Below are 23,270 nucleotides of genomic sequence, written 5' to 3' on the forward strand. Positions count from 1 at the left end.
TTTCGATCCATGCAGGAGGAGGCTATGACCCAAAGTAGTATTTTATTGGAGTCCGGAACCAACGAACTCGAAATTGTCGAATTTCATATCGACGAAGTCGAGGTCAATGGTAAGCAATACAAGGGATATTATGGCGTCAACGTAGCCAAAGTCCTGGAAATTATTCGTATGCCGGATGTGACGGAGATGCCCGAATCGTCACACCCGAGTGTTATGGGTGCATTCAATTTGCGTTCGCGGGTCATTCCATTGGTCAATTTGAGCTTATGGCTTGGCAAAAGCATGACCCCGGATGAAAATTCAAAAGTAATTGTTACTGAATTCAACAGTGTTACCAATGCGTTTCTTGTGTCTGGTGTAGAACGAATCCACCGTATCAGCTGGGAACAGGTCGAACCGCCCAGTGAGCAGCTTACGCGCTACTCTTCGGGCAGCATCACCGGCGTGGTCAAGTTCGAGGAGCGGATCATTCTTATCCTGGACATGGAGCGTATTATTGCCGAGCTGAACCCGGGGCTGGCTCTCAAGGTTGACGAGACCAAGGAAAATGAGGTCCTGCATACGGACAAGCCCGTCCATATTCTTATCGCGGACGATTCCACCATGATCCGCAGAACCATGGGGCGTGGGCTGGAAAAGGCCGGGTTTGAAGTAACCCGGACCAACAGTGGCAAGATGGCCTGGGACAAACTCATCGAATTCAAAGAGCAGGCAGCCAGGGAAGGAAAGTCCATTCTCGATTTCGTGAACATCATTATTTCCGACATTGAAATGCCGGCCATGGACGGTCACAATCTGACCCGGCGCATCAAGGAAGACCCTGAGCTCAAGGTATTGCCGGTTGTTCTTTTTTCATCGCTTATTACGGAGCGCCTCCGGCACAAGGGGGAATCCGTTGGAGCGGACGAGCAGATATCCAAGCCGGATATCGCTACTTTGGTAGGCACCACCAAAAGGTTGCTTACCAAATTTCAAGGATTGAAATTCGACGATGAGGAAGAGTAAAGAAGCGGAACTTGGTTTCGCATCCGTTATTTCAGCGGCCCGCTCCCGTCTGAGGAGCCGGGCCGCAATTATTGCCAATTATGCAGGGCATTTTTCTGCCGGTAACGGCGACGCGCCTGGAAAATCCCTCTCCGACCCCGTCACCGCCCTGTCGTCTCTGCATCCGCTCTGGGCCTCGGATATCCAGTCTTTCGGTCCATGGACCGAAAAGGACGGTGTGTTCGTCGGTGCCCGGGACTTGGTGCATGGGACGGTCTGCTGCGCGCATGCTGCCTCAACCATGTCGGTTGCTCGGGAGCTGGCCGAAGGTGGCCTGTTGAGCCCTGGCGACGCTGTAATTGTCGGAGTGCAGGGTGAAGGGCGCGGTCAGCTGCGCCGGGCCTGGAGTTCGTTGCCTGGCAATCTTCATGTTTCTGTCGTTCTGGCTTCCGAAGCCGGAAACTCGTCCCAAATGTCTTCTCTTCCTCCCGAAGCCGTCGCCTTGTTGCCCCATGCCCTCGGGCTGCATTGCTGTCGTGTGTTGCGGGATATGGGACAGGAAGTGCAGGTCAAATGGCCCAACGATTTGCTTTGCGACAATAAAAAAGTGGGGGGCATCCTGGTGGAAGAACGCCAGGGGCTTATTGTTGCCGGCATAGGTATTAATCTGTGCGCAGTCCCGCCAGAGCAGGACATGCGTACGGAGAGTGCGTTCGGCCCAGGACATGTGGATATCGTCGAAAGCGGCCCGCTTTCGCTTTGGGAACGTCTTAATCTCGGACTGATGGAGCAGATAGGCCGTCTTGCGGACGAGCAGGGCAGGGCAGATATGCTTCGAAGCTACGAAATTGTTATGGCCTTTCTGGGACGCGAGGTCGGGGTGCGAGACGGTGATGAGCTGTGGCAGGGCAAGCTTGCAGGGATTGGACCGGATGGCGGATTGATAATGATTCTCCGGGATAGTGGAAAAGTCACCCTTTACTCTGGGAGCCTTTTCTTAGTATAGAAACCGTTTCTTGCCGAATAGCGAAATTGTCATTTTTCGGCGCAAAAACTCACGTATATCTGGTGGCAGTATGACAGGAAAGACATTCGAAGAGGTAATGGAAGAGATCAAGGGGCACTCCATTCTCGTGGCCAACCGGGGTATCCCGGCTCGTCGCATCGTCCGGACCATTCGTGAAATGGCCCAGGGTGCGTCGGTCATGACTGTGACCGACGTGGACAAAGCCTCTCCGGTCACGGCTGCAGCCAGGGAACTTCTTTTGCTTGGTTCAGACCACAGGGCCTACCTGAATATTGACGAAATAATCAGAAAGGCAAATCTGCGCGGTATCAAGGCCATCCATCCGGGGTGGGGGTTCGCAGCTGAGGACGACACGTTTCCACAAAAATGTGCTGATGCCGGGATTATTTTTATCGGTCCCGATGCAGAGGCCATGCGCCAGCTGGGCAACAAGGTGTCGGTTCGCCAGCTGGCCAAGAAACTGGATGTGCCGGTTGTTCCGGGCTCCGAAGGCTCGGTCAGCGTGGATGAAGCACGTAAGCTGGCTCGGGAAATCGGATTCCCCATCATGCTCAAGGCCGAGGGCGGCGGCGGCGGACGCGGTATTTACGAAGTCTACAACGAGGATGAAATGGAGTCCGCCTTTTCCAAGGCATCGGCTCTTGCCCAGGCTTCGTTCGGCAACCCTCGCCTGTACGTGGAAAAACTTCTGCGCGATATCCGGCACATCGAAATTCAGGTTATTGCGGATAAATACGGCAACGTGTTCGCGTTTGACGAACGCGATTGCTCCATTCAGCGCAATCACCAGAAGCTGGTCGAGATTACGCCTTCTCCCTGGTCGGGCATGACCGAAGAGCTGCGCAACAAGCTCAAGGAATATGCAACCAGGTTGACCAAAGCCGTCAACTACCATTCGCTTTGTACAGTGGAATTTTTGGTGGAAGCGGACGGCACACCTTATCTTATTGAAGTCAACACCCGCCTGCAGGTGGAACACGGCATTACGGAATGCCGTTATGGAATCGACCTGGTGGAAGAGCAGATCGCCGTGTCCTTTGGTGCGAAGCTGCGATTCAACAAGGAAAACACGGTTCCCCGCCAGCATGCTATTCAGGTCCGCATCAACTGCGAAGATCCGCAAAAAAAGTTTTCGCCCAACGCGGGACTCATCACCCGCTATGTTTCGCCCGGCGGTCAGGGCGTCCGTATGGACTCCTGCATCTGCATGGGCTACGAGTTCCCGTCCCAGTACGACTCGGCAGCCTCCCTGCTGATCGCCTACGGACGCACTTGGGGCAAGACGCTTTCCACTCTGGAACGCAGCCTGCGCGAATATGTCATAGGCGGCGTCAAAACAACCATTCCCTTCCATCTCGAGGTCGTGAAGCACAATGACTTCGTAAAGGGGAATTTCAATACGGAATTCATCCGTAAGCACCCGGAACTACTCGACTACCGCGAAGAAGAGCCCGAGCATTTTCGTACTGCTCGTCTTATCGCGGACATCTCGGCCAAAGGGTACAACTCGTTTGTTCAGCTCGGCGAATACCGCAGCAGTTCGGACAAACGTGTGGGACGCTTTTCTCCGGTTATGCCCGCCTTGGACATGGATGCCACGGATTTCCCCTATCCCAGGGGCGATCGCATGGCCATTCTGGACAAGGTGCGCGATACCAGGGCCGACGGAATCCTGCACTTTACCGATACGACAACGCGCGACAGCACCCAGAGCAACAGCGGCAACCGCTTCCGTCTGGGCGAAGACCGTCTGGTTGGTCCGTATCTGGACAACTGTAACTTCTTTTCTTTGGAAAACGGCGGCGGGGCGCACTTCCACGTGGCCATGCTCGCCAACATGACCTATCCGTTTTCCGAGGCCAAGGAATGGAACCAGTTTGCACCCAAGAGCCTGAAACAGATTCTTATCCGCTCCACCAACGTGCTTGGTTACAAGCCGCAGCCCAAGAACCTCATGCAGGTAACCGGGCAGATGGTGTGCGAGGAATACGACATCGTTCGGTGCTTCGACTTCCTCAACCATATGGAAAACATGGAGCCGTTCGCACAGGTTGTCCTCAGTTCCGAAAACAAGGGCAATATCTGGGAACCGGCCATCTCCGTATCCTGGGCAAAGGGTTTTGACGTCCCCTATTATCTTGGGGTGGCGGATGAAATTCTGTCCTCCTGTGCCCGCATTGTGGGCGAATCGGTTCAGAAGGTCAGCCGCATGATCATTCTGGGCCTGAAGGATATGGGCGGTGTCTGCCCACCGATGTTCATGCGTGAACTCGTCGGTGCCCTCCGCAAGCGGTACCCCGATCTGGTTCTGCATTACCACCGCCACTGCACAGACGGCCTGTTCGTTCCGGCAGTTGGCGCAGCGGCCGAAGCCGGAGCCCATATCGTCGACGTTTCCATGGGCGCCACCGTGCGCTGGTACGGCCAGGGCGAGGTACTTTCCACCGCAGCTTACTGCGAACAGGAATTCGGCCTGAAAAATCTGCTCAACAAAAAGTCCCTGCGTGACGCAAACTTCGTACTCAAGCAGATCATGCCTTATTACGACCGCTATACCGCACCGTACTTCCAGGGCGTCGACTACGACGTGGTTGAGCACGGAATGCCCGGCGGAGCCACTTCCTCCTCGCAGGAAGGAGCACTCAAGCAGGGATACATCCGGCTTTTGCCCTATATGCTCGAATTCCTGGCCGGTACGCGGAAGATCGTGCGTTACCACGATGTTACGCCCGGTTCGCAGATTACCTGGAACACGGCATTTTTGGCGGTAACCGGTGCGTTCAAGCGCGGCGGCGAACGTGAAGTGCGCGACATGCTCGAAGTGCTGCACGCCGTCACCACCAAGCCAGAGTCCGAACTGACTCCGGCGGAGCTTGAAGATCGTCTCTCCCTGTACCGCGACTCCAACGATGCGTTCCGGCAGCTGTTGCTGGGCAAGTTCGGCAGGCTCCCGTTGGGATTCCCCGCCGACTGGGTCTACAAAAGCGCTTTCGGTCCGGAATGGCAGTGCGCCATTTCCGAGCGTGTCGAAGTGTCGCCGTTGAACAGTATTGAGGATATGGACATCGAGGCCGAACGCAAGGCCCTGACTGACCGTCTCAAGCGCGAGCCCACCGAGGAAGAGGTCGTGATGTACCTCAACCATCCGGGCGATGCGCTCAAGACCATCGAGTTCGACCGCAAGTTCGGCAACCCGAACCAGGTGCCGCTCGATGTCTGGTTTGAAGGTCTGCGCGCTGGTGAAGACCTGGAATTCGTTTCAAAATCCGGACGTCCCCACCAGTTCAGCCTGCTGGACATTCAGGAACCGGACGAGCGCGGCATAAGCGTTGTCCGTTATGTTGTTGATTCGGAAATTCTGAGCTGCGACGTCAGAGTTGCCGAACCCAAGGGACAAAAGGCGAGTGCAGTTGAGATGGCAGACCCGTCCAACGAATACCATGTTGCCGCTCCCAGTAACGGCGACCTGTGGATCATGCATGTCTCGCCTGGCGATTTTGTCAAAAAGAATGAGGAGTTGTTCAACATCTCCATCATGAAACAGGAAAAAGCCGTCCTGGCTCCCATGGACGGCATGATCGAACGTGTGCTCAAGGATGCCGACTATCAGGAGGACAAGAAGATGATTCCTGTCCGGGAAGGTGAACTGCTGGTGGTTATGGGGCCCGTACAGAGCACCTGTCCCACCTGCAACGAACCGGTCGGTCGCGATGAGTTCACTTTCTGCCCCTTCTGCGGACAGAAACTGGACGCAAAGTCTTAGGCACCATGTCCTTATAAGTATATCCATGCGCATTATGCGGGTGATGGCGGGAAAAGCGTACAGTTTGCTTTTCCCGCTTTCTCCGCTGTTATAAAGTGTGACGGCATTTCCCCATCGGGGCCGAAGGCTGCGGCTTGTACTGGCCGGGCTGGCTGTGCGAGACCGAAAACGTGGGACTTGAACTGTGACGGCACGGTTTTCGTCCGAGTTTTCCCGGGAAAAATGCGTTGCATTATTCAGTCCGGACTTTGGCAAGAACGGGTCTTCCTTCATTGACTGTGGCGGCTTTGACAAGGTACAAACCTAAATGGATGTAATTGCCATTGAGTCTGGAGTGAAGGTTTGTGCCTTCATTCTCATAGATGAGTGCGTTTTCATTGTAAGGAGTAGGGTGTAATGGCCAAAGCCAAAAAGGAGGCTGCTGGTAACAGCGGCACGGCTGCAAAGGGCAAAGGAAAAACAGCAATGGATCCGACAGCGCTCAAACAGAATCCCGTCCTGACCGGGGCGGATATTGTGGCGATCGGCGAAGAAGCCGAGCTCATTGTCGGCGGTAAAAACTACAACACGGCTATCATTAGTCAGGTTGAGGGTATCCGGGCTCCCGAGTTCCGGGCTCTGTCCTCCATTCTCTTTCACAAGGTCCTGGATGAAACAAAGGTTGATGCAGCGCTTATTCGGTCCATTGTGGACAAGGAATACGCCGCGATTGACTGGTACGACGAAGAAGTCAACAAGGATTCCGAGTTTCTGCAACGCTTTGTGCGTGCCACAGCGCGCAAGGCGAAGGAAGAAGCAAAGGATACCAAGGGGAACCACACGCGTTTGCGTTCTTTCGTCAATAACGTGGTCGAGGGTTTTGCCACCTCGCCCGAAGGTATTGACCAGCTGCGTCAGCGTTCCGTCCTTGTGCAGGTTGCCATTTTGTCCGTCGAAATGCCTGCAGATGTGACGGAAGCCGTAAAGAGCGCGTACAATTCCATCTGCAAGGAAGCCAAGCTCGAAGACGTTCCGGTTGCCGTCCGTTCGTCTGCAGCGGGTGAGGACAGCAGAAAGAAGGCTTTTGCCGGATTGCAGGATACCTACCTGAACATTGTAGGTGAAAAACAGTGTGTGGAGGCTTATCAGTGGGACTGCGCCTCCGCCTACAACCTGCGTTCCATGACGTATCGTCGTGAAGCCATCCTGGATGCCGTGGCCAAGGCCGAACATACCGGCGATGATTCCATTGCGGCCAAGGCCAAACAGGAATGGGCAATTGAAAATACTTCGCTGTCCGTGTGCGTGATGCGCATGATCAATCCCGTTATTTCGGGAACAGCGTTCTCTGCAGATACCTCTACCGGATGCCGGGGAACCGCCAGGAAAGAACTCGTTTCCATCGATGCCAGCTATGGCTTGGGCGAGGCCGTCGTGGGCGGCATGGTTACTCCCGACAAGTTTTATGTCTATCAGCGTGATGACGGAGCCGAAGTGGTCATCCGTTTCATGGGCTGCAAAGACAAGAAGATCGTCTACTGCCCCAAGGGGGGCACCGAACTGGTGGATGTGGACGAAGAGCATACCTACCGTTGGTCTCTGTCTTTGGCCCAGGCCGAAGATGTGGCCAAAGGCGTGCGTAATATAAGCAGGGCCTACGGCGGCATGATCATGGACTCCGAATTCTGCCTGGACGCCTCGTCCCGGCTGTGGTTCGTCCAGGCGCGTCCCGAGACCCGCTGGAATGAAGAGTTTGAAAAACACCCTCACACCATTTTCATGCGCCGTCTCGAGGTGGACCCCAAGGCGCTTGTCGGGGCCGAGACAATTCTGGAAGGCAATGGTGCTTCCCGCGGTGCCGGTGCCGGTGTGGTGCGTTTTCTGCGCAGTGCCCTGGAGCTGAACAAGATAGGCAAGGGCGACATTCTGGCTGCAGAACGTACCGACCCGGATATGGTGCCGGGCATGCGTATTGCTTCCGGCATCCTGGCAGATGTGGGTGGGGATACGTCGCACGCCGCCATAACCTCTCGCGAACTGGGGATCCCGGCCATTATCGGCCTGCAGCGCCTGGAGATGTTGCGCAGCCTGGACGGGACGAAAGTCACGGTCGACGGCTCGCGCGGCAAGGCCTACAGGGGCGAACTCCCATTGGTGGAAGTCGGCGGGGAAATGGATCTTTCCACGTTAAAGCCCACAAAGACCAAGGTCGGTCTGATTTTGGCCGACGTGGGACAGTCCATGTTTCTGTCCCGTCTGCGTAATGTGCCCGACTTTGAAGTCGGCCTTTTGCGTGCCGAGTTCATGCTGGGCAATATAGGCATCCACCCCATGGCTCTGGAAGCCTTTGACAACGGCAACCTGGAGCACGTGGTCAAGGAACGCATCCGTGAACTCGATGCCAAGCTGACAAAGGTGCTCAGAGAGCAGCTCCATGAAGGAGTCATTAGCTTCAACCTCAAGCTGCGCAATTATGTGGGCATCATCACCGGCCTGCTTGCCGAAATGGATAAGCTTGCCGACAGCGAAGAAGCCCGCGGCACGGAAGAAATTCTGGCCGTGCACCGCAAACTGCGTGATCTGGAGCACAAGCTGGACGACCACGTTGAAATGGCCACGGCCAATTTGGACGTGCTCAAGACGTCTGTTGCTCTTAAAGACCATGTTGCCGTGGTTATGGGCTGGATGGAGCTGCTGCATCCCGAACCCTCCAAGGATGCCGATGCCATGCAGCGGCGCATGGAGCTGAAGGCCCGCGTGGAAGAGATTGTGGAGCGCATCAAGGAAAACTCCACCATTCAGGAAACCATTGAGGGTATTGCAGCACTCCGCAAGGACGTTGCCGTAAAGATCGGCCTGGCAAGCCAGATGGAAGAGGCCTCCACATTGGAGGATATGATCCGTCACCAGCTCAAGATCAAGGGCTTCCGCACCGGTCGCGAGTATTACGTGCAGGTGCTTTCCCAGAGTCTGGCCCTGTTTGCCATGGCTTTTTACGGCAAGGACATCGTCTACCGCACCACAGACTTCAAATCCAACGAATACCGCAACCTGCTTGGCGGCAGCCTGTTCGAGCACATTGAAGACAACCCCATGCTCGGATGGCGTGGTGTTTCCCGTAATATTCACGACTGGGAACTCGACGCTTTCAAAATGGCGCGGGGCATCTTCGGGGGCAAGAACCTGCAGATCATGCTTCCCTTTGTGCGCACCTTGGAAGAGGCACGCAGCATGAAGCGCTATCTGGAGCAGGTCCATAAGCTTAAAAGCGGCGAGGATGGTCTCAAGGTCATCCTTATGTCCGAAATCCCCAGCAACGCCATTCTTGCCAAGCAGTTTATCGAGGAATTCGACGGTTTCTCCATCGGCTCCAACGATATGACGCAGATGGTGCTGGCTACTGACCGTGACAATGCCGCACTGCAGCATATCTACGACGAAGAAGATCCTGCCGTTGTGTGGGCCATTCTGGTGACTATTTTCACCGGCCTGCGCTACGGCAAAAAGGTGGGATTTTGCGGACAGGGCGTGTCCAACAGCGTTATTTTGCGCGGACTTGTCTGCATTGCGGGGATCACCGCTGCATCGGTCGTGCCCGACACCTACTACCAGACCAAGCTGGACATGGCCGAAGTGGAAGCGGAAAACCTGCCTGCTTCCAAATTGGGTGAATGGCTCAGGAAGCAGCACTTCAAGAATATCGAAAAGATCATGCTGGACCAGAACTACGGCCATTTGCTCAAGCGTTTCAACACTGCAGAAGACCTCAAGGAATGGTACGAAGGTGAACTGGGCCGTTTGAATGAACAGCTCAAGGACAACCTGGATACCGACAAGGAGAGTTTCTACCGTCAGGAAGTGGAAGGCTTCCGGGCCACATTCCATAAGCCGGTTATCTATGCCAGCTGGGATTGGTCGCAAACGGTTGAAGATGCCTTGCACCACGCCGGCTTTGCCGATTTTGAAGCGCATGCAAAGGCATTGGAAGAAGCCAGGAAAAAGGCTACTTGGTTTTAGTCTGTTGTCCGTAACTCTGTAGAATGGCTTACGGATAGTTGAACTGAAAGCGCATTTCCGCGTGAGCTGTTCAGCGAACAACATGCTTATAAACACCCGCAGGGAATGTTCCTTGCGGGTGTTTTTTTAGGGGGAGTCGGAATACAGGAAAAGATAGCCTTTTCCTTTGAACATTTTCTGTATTCAAATTACTATGAGAAGTACTTCTATTGCTTCCAATGTACGCAATTGCGGCAGTAAAATTTTGAGGAGACGCCAGGAGAAAAGCATGTTGAAGCAGTACATCCTCCTCTTTTGCTTTTGCCTGTTTTTGATCGGAGGGGGCGGTGTTGGTTCCTCATGGGCTGGGCATGTGGCGCTTGCTTCGTTGGAATGGGTTCCATACACCGGAGCGCGGCTTCCCGAAAAGGGATCATCTTCCCTTGTGGTTAGCAAAGCCTTTGAAGCGGCCGGGTATTCGGCCTCCATCAAGTTCTTTCCATGGAAAAGAGTGGTAAGAATGTCAGTGCAGGGCCATGTAGATGGCTATTTTCCGGTATATTTTTCTTTGCAACGATCAAAAATATTTATTTTTTCGAATCAAATCGGGCTCAGTCCCATAGGGTTCATTGAGCCCGTTGGACATCATGTGGACTGGAAAACCCTTGATGATTTGAAGGGGCTGCGTATTGGCGTAGTGGACGGTTTTGTGAACACTGCGGAATTTGATGCCATGGTTGCCTCTGGAGAACTGAACGTGGATTCGAGCATGGAAGATATCACAAATATCAAGAAATTGGCGCTTGGAAGGTTGGATTTGGCTGTTATTGATAAAAGGGTCTTTACTTTCCTTATGCAATCCGAGCCCAGCCTTCGTGAGTTCAAGGATAAGGTGGTGTTCAATGACAAGTTGCTGGAACTCAAGGGATTGTATGTTTGTTTTCTGCGTACGGAAAAGGGGCGGCGGTTGGTGAAGGTTTTCAACGAAGGCCTTGGTAAGTTGGATTGGCAGTCGGTACAGGAGGAATACTTTCAAAGTATCATGAAGTGAATGGCGTGCTGGAGTATTCGAGCTGCAGGCGGGAAGTTGATTTTGCGTTGAGTCCTGTAGGTATGTTTATTCTTCTTGGACGGACTTTTTCAGGAGCGTGTGGTTACCGGCAGTTTAGTTTGCCTTGATATTCAGAACTGTTGTTGAAATCAGGAATCTCGTAAGGAGAAGGCACGTGAAGCGGTACATCCTCGTTCTCATCTTGGGACTGTTTTTGGGCGGTGTATGCTGCGGTGGTGACCTGCAGACCACTCATGTTGTCCTTTCTTCCCTTGAGTGGCCACCTTATACGAGCGAAAATTTGCCTGGAAACGGGGCTTCTGGCCACGTGGTAACGGCAGCTTTCAGGGCAGCGGGAGTTTCCACGGACCTGGGGTTTTATCCCTGGAAGAGGGCGGTACGAATGGCGGAGAAGGGAAGGGCGGCAGCATACTTCCCGGAATACTTTTCACCGCGTCTTGCTACGAACTTTATTTTTTCCGAAAAGATGGGAACCAGTCCATTAGGATTTATCGAGCCAGCGAATAATCGGGTAAACTGGGATTCACTCAGCGATTTGAAGGGGCTACGTATCGGGGTCGTCGACGGGTACGTTAATACTCCGGAGTTCGACAATATGGTCGCCTTGAAAGAGCTTACGGTGGACCCTGGGGTGGACGATGTGATGAATATTAAGAAATTGGCGCTGGGACGGCTGGACTTGGCGGTAATGGACAGAAATGTTTTTGAGTATCTGATGAAGACAGCGCCCTGCCTTGCTCCATTCAAAGATAAAATTGTGTTCAACAAAAAACTGTTGGGAATTCGTGGGCTTTACGTGTGTTTTCCTCGCTCCGACGGGGGACGTAAGCTGTTGCGTCTCTTTAACCGCGGCTTGTCGAAGATAGATTGGATGAAGGAGCAGCAAGAATACATGCAGAGTATTTCTCGTTAGCGGAGAACAGAAGGGGGGCCTTTTTTTGTTGGGAAGAGGTGCAGACGTTATTGCTTCAGGTCTGCCATGGGCTGTCTATCCCTCTTTTATTCTTGAAGGAATTTGATATTTTTACTAAGAGCCGTTGCAGCGTGACGCTGGGCGTCTTTTTGGGGAAAGGAAAGTTTTCAGCTCCATCTACAGCCCCTCAGGCTGTACAGTCGCATCTTCCATATTGGTTTCAACCACTCTCCGCAAAAAATATCTTTATCGAGCATATTTTCCAGATACATAAGGAACAATGAATGTTTATTTCCAAGCGACACCATGTCTTTTTTCTGGATAAGAAGAATACTCCTTCACACAGCACGGATATTCCTGCCTACCTTTCTTTTGAGACCATGGATTGTTTCAGCGATCAGGACTGTTCTTCGGAAAGTGGACTCGACGCTGTTGATTTTGGACGCTGCAATCCGGCAACCGGTCCTGTCTATTTGAATGGAGTTACAGCAGGAGACGTTATTCGGTTGGATTTCAAAGGCGTGCTGGTCAAGTCGCCGGGCAAGATGGTTGTTGCTCCGGGAGTGGGCGCATTGGGGGAAAAGGAGAAAACGACAGAGGTCAGATTTTTTGACCTCAAGGAAGACAAAGTCGTTTTCAACGAGAAGGTGTCCCTGGACATCAAGCCGGTTGTCGGAGTCATCGGTGTGGCTCCTGCCGGAGAAGGCATTGCATGCGGAACTTCAGGAGATCATGGCGGGAATATCGACACCAGACTCATAGGCCCTGGGGCGTCTCTTTATCTTCCTGTTTTTGTGGATGGTGCGTTGCTAGCAATGGGGGATCTGCACGCCGCCATGGGTGACGGGGAAATTCTTTCTTCCGGCCTAGAAGTCGCGGGCGAGGTGGATGTTGAAGTGCGAAAGGCTGAAGGGCTTGAGATAAGTATGCCGATGGCAAAGACGCTCACAACCCTTTCCTTTATAGCTTCGGACAAGACTTTGGAAAAAGCGATTGAAAAGGCAAGCCTGGCAATGGCTGAGTTTCTCCACACCAAGTCCGAATTATCTTTGGCGCAGGCGGCAATGCTCATAACCGCCAGTGGCAGCCTCAAGGTCTGCCAGACGGTGAACCCAGCAAAGACCGTTCGTTGTACCATGCCGTTGGAAGTGCTCCGCAAGTTGGATATTGATATGGATTTTTAATGAAGTGAACTTGTTTCCTTCAAAGTTGAATCTTTATTTCTGAATGAAGCGGCAGGGGCGTAGTTCGGCGATTTGTGACGCAACTTTTCAGGCTCTTGTAAAAACAAAGCCCTCCCTGAACATGTTCCGGGAGGGCTTTTGCTGATAGACACGATATTGTGCTGGATGGCGCTGCTACTGGAAGTACCAAGCGGGAAGTGCCCGAGGCGCATCCCTATTGGTTATTGCTTTCCCTGAGCAGCTACTGTTTTCTCAAAATGCATGTACGTATTTTGAGAAAACATTACTAGTCGAGACCGGCAACTGCCTGCAGAAATGTGTCGATGTCTTCTTCTGTGGTATTATACGAGCAAACCAGACGTGCCTCGTGTCTGCGCGGAGCCCATTCGTAGAAATAAAAGTTCTTTTGCAGGGCTTCCATATGTTCCGCTTTGAACGTGGCAAACACCATGTTGGCCTGTACGTTGTTGTTCAGCGTAACATGGGGCATTTTTTCCAGACCGTTTGCCAGACGTTTTGCCATGGCGTTGGCGTGTGCCGCGTTTTCCAGCCATAAGTTGTTGGAAAGCAGCTCGGCGAACTGGCAGGTGAGAAAACGCATCTTGGAAAGCAGCTGCAGGTTTTGTTTGCGCAGGTAGATGAACTCTTCCCCCAGTTTGGGATCGAAGAACACCACGGCCTCCCCGAACAACATGCCGTTTTTTGCACCGCCGAAAGACAGTACATCCACACCGGCGTCACGCGTAAAGGCTGCCACATCCTCGCCCAGCGCAACGGCTGCGTTGGCAATGCGGGCACCGTCCATATGCAGGTACATGCCGTTTGCATGGACGAATTCCGCCAAGTCGCTGACTTCCTCTACAGTGTAGATTGCACCCATTTCCGTTGCCTGAGTAATGGAAACAACCTTGGGCTGGTTTTGGTGAACCACACCACGTGCATCGAGCTGAGGTTCTATGTCCGCAATGCACATCTTGCCGTTGTCCGAGCGGACAGGCAGCAGTTTGCACCCGGTAATATGTTCGGGTGCTCCGGTTTCGTCCACGTTGATATGCGCGATATCCGCGCAGATAACGGCATGGTAGGGACGTGTGAGGCTCTTGATGGCCAGGACGTTCGCACCGGTTCCATTCAGTACGTAATGAACGGAAATATCTTTTCCGAACAGACGGTTGAACTGAGCAGTGGCCTTGGCTGTGTATTCGTCATCGCCATAAGGTTTGGCGTCTCCGGCATTGGCATTGACCAGCGCATCCAGGACCCTGGGATGCGCTCCGGAGGCATTGTCGCTTGCTAGATTCAGCACGGAAAACTCCTTGAAAACGTTGAAGTGGGAGACGTTATAAGTAAGGAACGGTGGGCAGTCAAAAAGTAATGACACCTGGGAGGCGGATTTCGGCTAGAAAAGGCAAAGTAGAAAGTAGGTGGAGCCGTGATTACTCAAGTACTTGAGGAAGAGAGGTTGAAGTTGAAAGGGCGGTCCATAAGACCGCCCTGGTGTTTGAACAAAAGGTATCGGAGTCTTCACTACCTACCCGACTCTCCCGCGTTTTTATTGATTGGCCCCAAGCCGATTACATCTCGTCTATCATCAGACGGATGGGCTGCCCTGACGGTGATTTCGCATCGGGATTTACCTTGAGCAGTTCCTGCCAGGAGGCAATGGCCCCGGCCTTATCGTTAAGGTCGTGCAGCATGACCACCCCTTTGTTGAAACGTGCGGTCTGGTGGCGAGGGTCGATGGCAATGGCCTTGTCGAAGGATTTGATGGCTTCCTTGGGTTGACCATTGCGGCGGTACATGACGCCGAGGTCCGTCCATATGTTGGCGTCTTTGGGATCAAGATCCAAGGCGTGGGTGTACGCGTGAATTGCTTCAACATGGTTGCCACTGTCGAAGTAGATATGTCCCAAGGCGACCCAGGCGTCTCGGTTTTCCGGATGCCGCTGGGTTTCCATTTCCAGGTCGAGCTGGCGGCGTTGTTCCGCTGCGTTCCTGCCCGTGGCCTGCTGCCCGTTTTGGGTTGGCTGTTGCTGAGCTGGCTGGGCCTTTTGGCCGGGAAGGAAGTAACCGGCCGTCATGGCACCTGTCATGAATCCCAACAGCAGGCAAAGAACAGCAATAAGATATGCGGTCTGTTTCGGCATGGTAGCCTGAGTTTTTGAGTCGTTTTGGTGGGACATTAAATCCTCCCTAAAAGGTATAGTTAGTGGGCTATACTTGTAAATACTTTGGGGTGCAAGTGGGGTTGAACGTGGTGTCGGGTGAGTTTGGCTCAAGAGAAGGTGGGCGGCAAGAGAAAAGACCAACCCATATGTTTGTCCCTTGCTCTGTTTTGGATATCTCTCGGCTGTGGTGGAAAAATCATAAGAAAGCCCCCGCCGAAGCAGGGGCTTGAAGAGCTTGGAAGACTGTAACCGCTCTTTCCTGAAGAAAGTGTACAGTTCGTTCTATTTTTCCTTTTTGGCCGCCTTCTTTTTCGGTTTGGGCGGTTCGCCTTGCATTACAATCTGTTGGCGTTCCTGGGTAACCGGGCGCCAGGTTTCTTTTTGATGCAGGCAGTTGGTCGGGCAGGAATCCACGCAGATGCCGCAGTAAACGCAGGCAAAGGGATCGCATTCCCACTTTCCTGCATTTTTGTCGACAACAATGCACTGGGAAGGGCACTTGCGGGCACAGGTTCCGCAAAAGATGCATTGGTCGATGTCGTTGTACAGCTCACCCCGAACGTTGGGAAAAGGCTCCCGTACCTGAGTAGGGTACATACGGGTGGCGCTTTTACGCGTCAGGTTTTTGATGACGTTGGGCGTCATGAATAGCATGGCTTGTCCTCCTTAACGTTCGGTGCAGCTGATGCACGGATCGATGGACAGGGCAATGACCGGGACGTCCGCAAGCTCACATTCGGGCAGCATGGCCAAAAGAGGCGGAATGTTGGCGAACGTTGGGGTGCGGATGCGCAGCCTGTCCAGATTTTTGGTGCCATTGGCCTTTACATAGTAGAGGCATTCGCCACGGGGCTGTTCCACGCGCATTACTGTTTCGCCTTCGGGGCGGCCCTTGACCGTGGTGTTCAGTTCGCCCTTGGGCAGCATTCCAATGGCTTGGCGCACGATTTCCAAAGACTGCAACGTCTCGCGGAAACGAACCTTGCCACGGGCGTAGCAGTCACCGTCCGGTTCGGTCACGGGTTCGAAGTCGATTTCATCGAAAGCGCAGTAACCAGTCATGCGCATATCGTGCGCCACGCCGGAACCACGCAGGGTGGGGCCTGCCGCGCCGAGTTCATAGGCTTGATCGTAGGTGAGCACACCAATGCCGACTGTACGTTTTTTTACGGTGTAATCGTTGAGGAGTGTATCCTGCAGGCGCTTGATTTCCTTCTCGCACCAATCGATTTCCTGGAGAATCCAGTTGCATTGCTCCGTCGTGAGGTCACGGCGTACGCCGCCGACGACGTTGACCGAAACGATGACGCGGTTGCCTGTGGTGGCTTCGTTGATGTCCATGATGCGTTCACGGACTTTCCAGAACTGCATGAACAGGGATTCGAAGCCAAAGGCATCTGCATACAGGCCCAACCACAGCAGGTGGCTGTGCGCCCTGTGCAGTTCGCCCCATATGGTGCGCAGGAATTTTGCTCTGCGGGGGATCTCGATATCCATGAGCTCTTCAATGGATTGGCAGTAGCACACTGCATGGATCATGGAGCAGATGCCGCAAACACGCTCGCAGACCTGAATCATCTGGTGGAAGTCGCGGATTTCACAGAGCTTTTCAAGTCCTCTGTGAACATAGCCGATCTGGGGAAGGGCTTCCTTCACTATTTCATCTTCGACCACCAGCTTCAGATGAATCGGTTCGGGAAGAACCGGGTGCTGGGGCCCGAAGGGAATGATTGTACGTGCCATATCTTGTCCTCGGTCTAGCCAGGCTTATTGTTTGGTAACGGTCGAGTATCTGACAAAAGGCAGACTGGTAACTTCCTGTTCGAGCAGAAGGTGTCCGCCAAAGTCCAGTGCCAGACCTTCGAACCAGAGACCGAATTGGTCCTGGATTTCGTTTTCTATGAGCAGTGCGGCAAAGTACACCGAGGAGATGCTGGGAACTTTGCTGTCGCTCTCGGAGCGCGAGACCTCGAGTCTGAGGTGAATCAGGCGCAGATGGAGTTCAAGATGGTAGTAGATGGCGACTTTGTCGTCATCCAGATTGACCGCGCTCATGGTCACGAAGCGGTATCCTTCGGACTTGAGCTTGACGACTTCCGATACGACGTTGTCGGTGGTGACCGTTTCGACGTGTTCTTTCACGGTTATACCTGCTTTGTCCTTGGGTTACATGCTTTCCTGAAGCTTGGCCAACTTACCCAGACCTTCGACGACACCGTCGATGATGGCTTCGGGCTTGGCAGGGCAGCCGGGAACGTACACATCCACGGGGATGACCTTATCCACTCCGCCGATCACATTGTATGCTTCGCGGAAGATGCCTCCGGACAGGCCGCATGCGCCAATGGCAATGACCAGCTTGGGCTCGGGCATCTGATCGTAAAGCTTCTTCAACACGTGCTTGTTGCGCGGGTTGACCGTGCCGGTAACGAGCAACGCGTCGGCGTGTTTGGGGTTTCCCACGTTGACGATGCCGAACCGCTCCACATCGTAGAGGGGGGTCAGGCAGGCCAGCACTTCAATGTCGCAGCCGTTGCAGCTGCCGCAGTCGAAATGCATTATCCACGGAGACTTGATCCGTGATTTTTTAATGAAGTCTTTGATTTTGCTCATATTTGTTTACCCCGCATACAGCCAGATAAGGTTCACGGCGGACATGGTAAGCCCGAGTCCCCATACGTAGCCGAGCATCCAACGCCAGGTCATGCGGGGCGTTACGTTGTCGATGAGGATTTCGGCGAAGTAGGTCACGCCCAACAATACGATCATGCCGATAATGTTGGTGGACCAGAACAGCGCGCAGATACCCAGGATGAGAACGGTCTCATACCAGTGGGCGAGTTCGATGATGGCAAGATGCGGCCCCGAGAATTCGGTCAGCATGCCTTTGACCAGCTCCTGGTGCCCGTGGTGGGATGTGGAGAAGTCGAACGGGGATTTGCGCAGCTTGATGGTAAGGGCATAGGACAACACGATGTAGATCAGGGGCAGTTGCAGAAGCATGGGCTGCTGAAGGTCGAAGGCGGCCGTAACCTTGAAGCTTCCGGTAACCAGGAAGATGCCGACGAACACCAGAACCAGCAGCGGTTCGTAGGTCAGCATCTGGATGAGTTCACGGTGTGCGCCCACCTGGCTGTAGGGCGAAGGGGCGGAAAGTGCGCCCATTACCAGAAATACCGATCCCACTGCCTGCACAAAGAAGATGAGCAGCAGGTCGGAACCTTGGAAGAACAGAACTACGGAGAGGACCGCGCCGACCAGATAGGCATAGGTGCAGAACACCTGCCAGTTGTTGACGATCATGCGTCCTTTGCCGAACAGCTTGAAGACGTCATAGAAGGGCTGCAGGATCGGCGGCCCGAAACGGGACTGGAACCGGGCGGTAATGCGCCGGTCGACACCCGCGATGAGACCGCCCGCAATGGGAGCGGCGAACAACGCTACGAGAATGAGGAGTATGTCTTTGATCACAGCGCACCTCCGATCATGAGCGCCAGAAGCATGGCGGCGCCGAGGTTGACCCACAGGGTGAGCTTGGTCTCGCCAAAGATATTTTCCAGGTAGTAGTTACCGGCGGTTACTTTTACCGGCTGGCCGATGGGACCGATAAAGGCGGTGGCATCATCCGTCTGGATACCGCACATGTACGGTGCCGTCTTTTTTTCCGTCCGGGCTTTGAGCATGGTCCGGTACGCATAGGCAAAGCCAATACCCATCAGCAGGAAGAGCGGATAGACGGCAAATGCGCCCGACGTGCTGCTCAGGACGCCGAAACTGACATGGAAGGGCAGAGTCTTGAGCATCGGTCCGACCATGGTCATATAGATGACCGGGGCCAGCAGGCTGAGAACCACTGCGCCGACGGCGAGCACGTTCAATGGAATGCCGATAAGCAGGGGCGTGTGTTCAGCTTGCGGTTTGGCATTGTATGGTGCGGACATGAGGTTGCCGCCCCAGCGGGTGTAGAGCAGCACGGTCAGTGCGCTGCCCAGGGCCAGCAGGACGATGACGAAGATGTTGTCGGACGCGGCTTCGATGGCCATCCATTTGCCGAGGAGCACGCCAAAAGGAGGCAGCATCATGGTGATGAGGCCAACTAAGGTAATGCGGGCGGCCTTGGGCATAACCACTGAAAGTCCGCGCATGTCTTCGATGTCGCGGCTGTGAATACCCTGTTCTATGTACCCCACGCACAGGAAGAGCAGCCCCTTGGACACGGCATGGAAGATGATCAGCAAAGTGGCGGCGGTGATTGCCAGCGGAGTGTTGAGCCCGGCGCATGCAATGATCAGCCCCAAGTTGGAGATGGTCGAGTAGGCCAGGATTTTTTTCGCGTTGGACTGGCTGACGGCAAGACCGGCACCGGCAAGGAAGGTGAAGGCACCGCAAACGGCTACGACATCGCTGAGGAAAGTGCCTTGGAAGGCAGGAGCGAAACGCAGCACGATGAAGACGCCTGCTTTGACCATGGTGCTGGAGTGCAGCAGGGCGGAAACAGGAGTGGGGGCAACCATTGCGCCCAGCAGCCAGCTTTGGAACGGGAACTGCGCGGCCTTGGTGAATCCGGCCAGACAGAGCAAGGCCAGGGGGAGCAACATGGCGCCGCCCAGGGGGCCGAGCTTGATCATGGCCTGGATATCCAAGGTGTGCGCGGCGGTATATGCCCAAACCATTGCCAGGACAAAGGCAGCGCCACCGGCAGCGTTAAGGATAAGAGCGCGGGTCGCGTTCTTGATTGCGATTTCGGTTTGGTCGTGCCCGATCAGCATGAACGAGCAGAAGGTAGTGATTTCAAAGAAGAAATAAAAATAGACGATGTCGTTGGAAAGAACCATGCCGTTCATGGCGCCCAGAAAACCCACCAGATACAGAAAAAACTGAGGTTGTTTGGATTTGGCCAGCTTGAGATGGCCTTCATGCGTTTTCATGTACGGAATGGCGTACAGACAGATAAGCGATCCCACTATGGAAATGACGAGCACCATGACCATGGACAGCTGGTCTGCATAAAACGTGGGGAATTCGTGGGCGTGGTCAACCATAAAGAGTTCAAAAACGCTCAACAGAACGATTTGAAATGCGGTGAACAACTGCACCCATCTGCTTTTGAGTTTGAAACCATAAAAGAGAATCAGGAAGAGCAAAAGGAAATCAAGAACCTGGATCATCGGGCGAACGGAGATTCCGAACATTGAACCCGGCGAGTAGGCAACCGAACCGTTTCCGTAGAATGCAATTGCGCTGACTGCAAGTACTGCCCCCGTACACATCACAATGAGCGAGCGTACAGAACCAGGCTTGAGAAAATAGCAGCCAGCCCCTGCAAGAAACGGCAACACGATGAGGAAGAAGAGAAGCGTGTCCAGCATAATGCCCCCGTTTTAGGTTAATAAACCGAGGCGTTGAGTATAATACTCCACGCAGACTAGAATACGGACGATCCGTACGCCAGCCTTGAAGAGAAGCGAATAGAGTGTGAGTCGCTTGCGCGGGAGTGTTGATCAGTTCTCCATCCCTTTCACCATCCCGCAGTTTTGACGTGCGTTAAATACATTGAAAAGTCAAGAGAAGAGCACAAAACCGGGTGATTTTGCATATGTTATACTGTAATATACACAGTGTTTTGATGTATAGCTTTTGTTTAAATGTGCTACTTGATGCTACATTTTGTAAAATAGTATGTATTTGCTGCTCGTTTTTCATGCTACACCTTTCAAAAAATATGAACAAAGGCATCCGACCCCCATAGTGGAGTTTCTTTGGGGGAAATGCGTTTGAGAGCCGGACCAGAAAATATGCAGGGATAGAGAGTGCGGAAAATGAAAACATCTTGCGCAACCACCCTCCACGCGATAAAAACTAGCAGGATTATTGGAAACTCAGCTCTCTGTGAAAAACGAGAAAAAACGTGTTCTCCTGCCTTGTTGCAAGCTCATGGATTACGCGTATCACCTTGAATCGTAAGGAGGAATCTATGCACCGCCTCGTAATGGCTGTTTGCTTTTGTGTTGCGCTTCTTGGGGTAGGCACGGGAATAAGTGCAGCCCAGCAGGCAAACGACCCCGGAGCCTATGTTCAGCAAATGGCCAACGGACAGGTCGATTGGCAGAAAGGGCTGGTGACCGCGATAGGTGTGGGGGCGCCCCCGCCAAATGCGGTTAATATGGCTCAGGCCAGGGCCATGGCTGTGCGTGCCGCTACGGTTGTAGCCCGCAGGAATCTTCTGGAAATAGTAAAGGGCGTGCAGATCGACTCCCAGACCACGGTTGAAAACTACATGGTCACGAGTGACGTTGTGCAGACCCAGGTCCGCGGGTTTCTGCAGAATTCGCAAATTCTCGATACCGCCTATATGTCTGATGGTTCGGTAGAAGTGACTGTTGGGATTTCCCTGCACGGCGGATTTGCCAATGTGATTATTCCTCCCACCATTCCCTTCAGGCAATCTCCGGCACCGGCACCCGTTCCTGCGCCCGAACAGCCTCAGGTTGACGTTCCGGCACAGCCTGCCGTTCCGGCCACCCCGGACGTTGTGTACACTGGCATGCTGGTCGATGCCCGTGGTTTTTCCGCCCGTCCGGCCATGAGCCCCAAGGTGTTGGATGAAAACGGCAATGAAGTTTATGGCTCCGCTTTGGTCAGTCGTGAATACGCCATTCAGCAGGGCATGGCCGGGTATGCCAAGGATGAATCCCTTGCTATGCAGAACCCGCGCATTGCCGACCATCCTTATCCGGTCAAGGCTGTCAATGCGGATGGTGCCAACAGGACCAACATCGTCATTTCCAACGAAGAGGCCAATAAGATTCGCAGCCTGGTTGCCGGACAGAACTTTCTCGAAAAATGCCGGGTTATGATCCTTCTGGATTAATGGCGTGCGGTTTGAATCTGGTTCAGGCGGGTTTCGTCCCGACTGAAGCAGCATGTGCCATGTAAACGACAATCCAAAGTTGAGGATGTAAGGCATGAAATCGAGTTTTCGCAAGACGATAGCTGTATTGGCTGTGCTTAGCTGTGCGCTGCTTTTGGCGGCTTGTGCCAAGAAGACGCGCCAGGCATCCGGCATTATGGATAGCCCGGAGCACCACTATGAGGTGGGGCAGCGTGCGCTGGACGATAATAACCTCCAGCAGGCAGCCGAAGAGTTTCAGCTGGCCCTGGAGCTTGATCCCGGTTTCGGTCCGGCCCTTGCGGGCAAGGGATTGGTTTCGGTGATGCAGGGCGGCGATTTTGACGATGGACTTTCCCTGGTCAAAAACGGCCTGCACAAGGCGGACGGCACGCAGCAGAAGCTTGCCGCGCTGACGGCGGAAATACGGCTGTACACAGAAGGCCTGAAACGTGGCGAGGTGAGCGAGTACAAGGCTCTGACCGAGGCGAAGAATGCCTATCGGGCCGGAATTCATTCGGACAAGGGCAACTTGGCCCTGAGTTATTACATGGGGGAAGCGTATCTTCAGGCACTTGATTTTGAATCCGCGGAAAAAATGTTTGCCGCAGTCAAATACTCACAGCGCATGGAAAAGGCTGGAATCCGTTTTCGTGAAAAAACCGACGCCCGCTGGGAACTGCTGCAAAAGGCCAAGCGCGCAGCCCCCAATTCCATTGTCGGTAAAAAGATAGTGTTGGTGGATGAGCTTTCCCGTGCCGACATGGCAGGCCTGTTGGTTGAAGAGTTGAATGTCGCCCGGTTCTTCGGGCGGACGCAGACTCCCGAGGCCAGCACCTTCCAGGCTCCTCCCTCCAATCAGATTGTGCGCAAGGCCGATACCGCTCCCACGGATACGGAGCATCATCCGCTCAAGGCGGACATAGATCAGGTCATCGAGTTCGGCGTGCAGGGACTGCAGCAGAATCCCGATGGTTCCTTCACTCCCGATATGCCGCTTACCAAGGCAGAAATAGCCATGATTTTCCAGGACATCATCCTTCGGGCTACAGGCAAGGACATGCTGGCCACTGAATTCATCGGCCAGAAGAGCCCTTTTGCCGACGTGCGCAACGACCAGCCTTACTTCAACGCCGTGATGGTATGTACTACGCGGGGGCTGTTGGAAGCGGACAAGCGTTCCGGTCTGTTCAAGCCCGGTGCCTCGGTTCCCGGAGTGGACGCCTTGCTTTACATCAAAGAATTGAAGGCCGAACTTAATCCTTTCTAGGGTTGTTCACTAGCCGTATGGCGGG

General features: G+C 53.7%; 17 protein-coding genes. 9 read left to right on the plus strand and 8 right to left on the minus strand.

All coding sequences use genetic code 11. The features are described from left to right. Positions 1-24 precede the first annotated feature (24 nt). The 7 genes from ACI0FJ_RS01180 (at position 25) to ACI0FJ_RS01210 (ending at position 12,918) form a co-directional block, all read left to right on the plus strand. Positions 25-1,005 carry a chemotaxis protein gene (locus ACI0FJ_RS01180; protein ID WP_424298025.1) on the plus strand — a complete coding sequence of 327 codons (981 nt, stop codon included), beginning with the start codon at positions 25-27 and terminating at the stop codon, positions 1,003-1,005. Further along, positions 992-1,990: a biotin--[acetyl-CoA-carboxylase] ligase gene (locus tag ACI0FJ_RS01185; protein ID WP_424298026.1), complete on the plus strand. Its 999-nt coding sequence runs from the start codon at positions 992-994 to the stop codon at positions 1,988-1,990. The genes ACI0FJ_RS01180 and ACI0FJ_RS01185 overlap by 14 nt, the downstream gene beginning before the upstream one ends. Before the next feature lie 70 nt (positions 1,991-2,060). Next, on the plus strand, positions 2,061-5,774 hold the full coding sequence (locus ACI0FJ_RS01190) for a pyruvate carboxylase (RefSeq protein ID WP_424298027.1): 3,714 nt from the start codon (positions 2,061-2,063) through the stop codon (positions 5,772-5,774). 396 nt (positions 5,775-6,170) lie between these two features. Then, positions 6,171-9,770 (plus strand): PEP/pyruvate-binding domain-containing protein, encoded by a 3,600-nt coding sequence (locus ACI0FJ_RS01195; RefSeq protein WP_424298028.1) that lies wholly within the window; start codon positions 6,171-6,173, stop codon positions 9,768-9,770. A gap of 268 nt (positions 9,771-10,038) precedes the next feature. Continuing rightward, on the plus strand, positions 10,039-10,800 hold the full coding sequence (locus ACI0FJ_RS01200; RefSeq protein WP_424298029.1) for a substrate-binding periplasmic protein: 762 nt from the start codon (positions 10,039-10,041) through the stop codon (positions 10,798-10,800). A 175-nt stretch (positions 10,801-10,975) separates the two neighbouring features. Further along, positions 10,976-11,734, plus strand: coding sequence for a substrate-binding periplasmic protein (locus ACI0FJ_RS01205; RefSeq protein WP_424298030.1), 759 nt, complete (start codon positions 10,976-10,978; stop codon positions 11,732-11,734). 284 nt (positions 11,735-12,018) lie between these two features. Then, complete coding sequence (locus tag ACI0FJ_RS01210) at positions 12,019-12,918, plus strand: acetamidase/formamidase family protein (protein ID WP_424298031.1); 900 nt, start codon at positions 12,019-12,021, stop codon at positions 12,916-12,918. Positions 12,919-13,204: 286 nt separating this feature from the next. On the opposite strand, the gene ACI0FJ_RS01215 is transcribed toward ACI0FJ_RS01210, so the two are convergent. The 8 genes from ACI0FJ_RS01215 to ACI0FJ_RS01250 form a co-directional block, all read right to left on the minus strand. Continuing rightward, positions 13,205-14,224 (minus strand): threonine aldolase family protein, encoded by a 1,020-nt coding sequence (locus ACI0FJ_RS01215; protein WP_424298032.1) that lies wholly within the window; start codon positions 14,222-14,224, stop codon positions 13,205-13,207. A gap of 268 nt (positions 14,225-14,492) precedes the next feature. Next, positions 14,493-15,101, minus strand: coding sequence for a tetratricopeptide repeat protein (locus ACI0FJ_RS01220; RefSeq protein WP_424298033.1), 609 nt, complete (start codon positions 15,099-15,101; stop codon positions 14,493-14,495). A gap of 267 nt (positions 15,102-15,368) precedes the next feature. Next, complete coding sequence (locus tag ACI0FJ_RS01225; RefSeq protein ID WP_424298034.1) at positions 15,369-15,740, minus strand: 4Fe-4S binding protein; 372 nt, start codon at positions 15,738-15,740, stop codon at positions 15,369-15,371. A 12-nt stretch (positions 15,741-15,752) separates the two neighbouring features. Next, positions 15,753-16,829, minus strand: coding sequence for a nickel-dependent hydrogenase large subunit (locus ACI0FJ_RS01230; protein ID WP_424298035.1), 1,077 nt, complete (start codon positions 16,827-16,829; stop codon positions 15,753-15,755). Between the two features lie 24 nt (positions 16,830-16,853). Beyond that, positions 16,854-17,228 (minus strand): NADH-quinone oxidoreductase subunit C, encoded by a 375-nt coding sequence (locus ACI0FJ_RS01235; protein WP_424298036.1) that lies wholly within the window; start codon positions 17,226-17,228, stop codon positions 16,854-16,856. Between the two features lie 24 nt (positions 17,229-17,252). Next, the gene (locus tag ACI0FJ_RS01240; RefSeq protein WP_424298037.1) at positions 17,253-17,699 is read right to left on the minus strand and encodes an NADH-quinone oxidoreductase subunit B family protein; all 447 of its coding nucleotides are present in this window, start codon (positions 17,697-17,699) and stop codon (positions 17,253-17,255) included. Positions 17,700-17,705: 6 nt separating this feature from the next. Next, positions 17,706-18,554 (minus strand): respiratory chain complex I subunit 1 family protein, encoded by an 849-nt coding sequence (locus ACI0FJ_RS01245; protein WP_424306438.1) that lies wholly within the window; start codon positions 18,552-18,554, stop codon positions 17,706-17,708. Continuing rightward, the gene (locus ACI0FJ_RS01250) at positions 18,554-20,455 is read right to left on the minus strand and encodes an NADH-quinone oxidoreductase subunit L (protein WP_424298038.1); all 1,902 of its coding nucleotides are present in this window, start codon (positions 20,453-20,455) and stop codon (positions 18,554-18,556) included. The genes ACI0FJ_RS01245 and ACI0FJ_RS01250 overlap by 1 nt, the downstream gene beginning before the upstream one ends. A 605-nt stretch (positions 20,456-21,060) precedes the next feature. Between ACI0FJ_RS01250 and ACI0FJ_RS01255 the strand changes: the two genes are divergently transcribed. Continuing rightward, entirely contained in the window at positions 21,061-21,957 is an 897-nt protein-coding gene (locus tag ACI0FJ_RS01255; protein ID WP_424298039.1) for an LPP20 family lipoprotein, read from the plus strand. A 94-nt stretch (positions 21,958-22,051) separates the two neighbouring features. After that, entirely contained in the window at positions 22,052-23,245 is a 1,194-nt protein-coding gene (locus ACI0FJ_RS01260) for a hypothetical protein (RefSeq protein ID WP_424298040.1), read from the plus strand. Positions 23,246-23,270: the final 25 nt, after the last annotated feature.

Source organism: Desulfovibrio sp. 7SRBS1, assembly GCF_049723905.1.
In the GTDB taxonomy this organism is placed as follows: Bacteria; Desulfobacterota; Desulfovibrionia; order Desulfovibrionales; family Desulfovibrionaceae.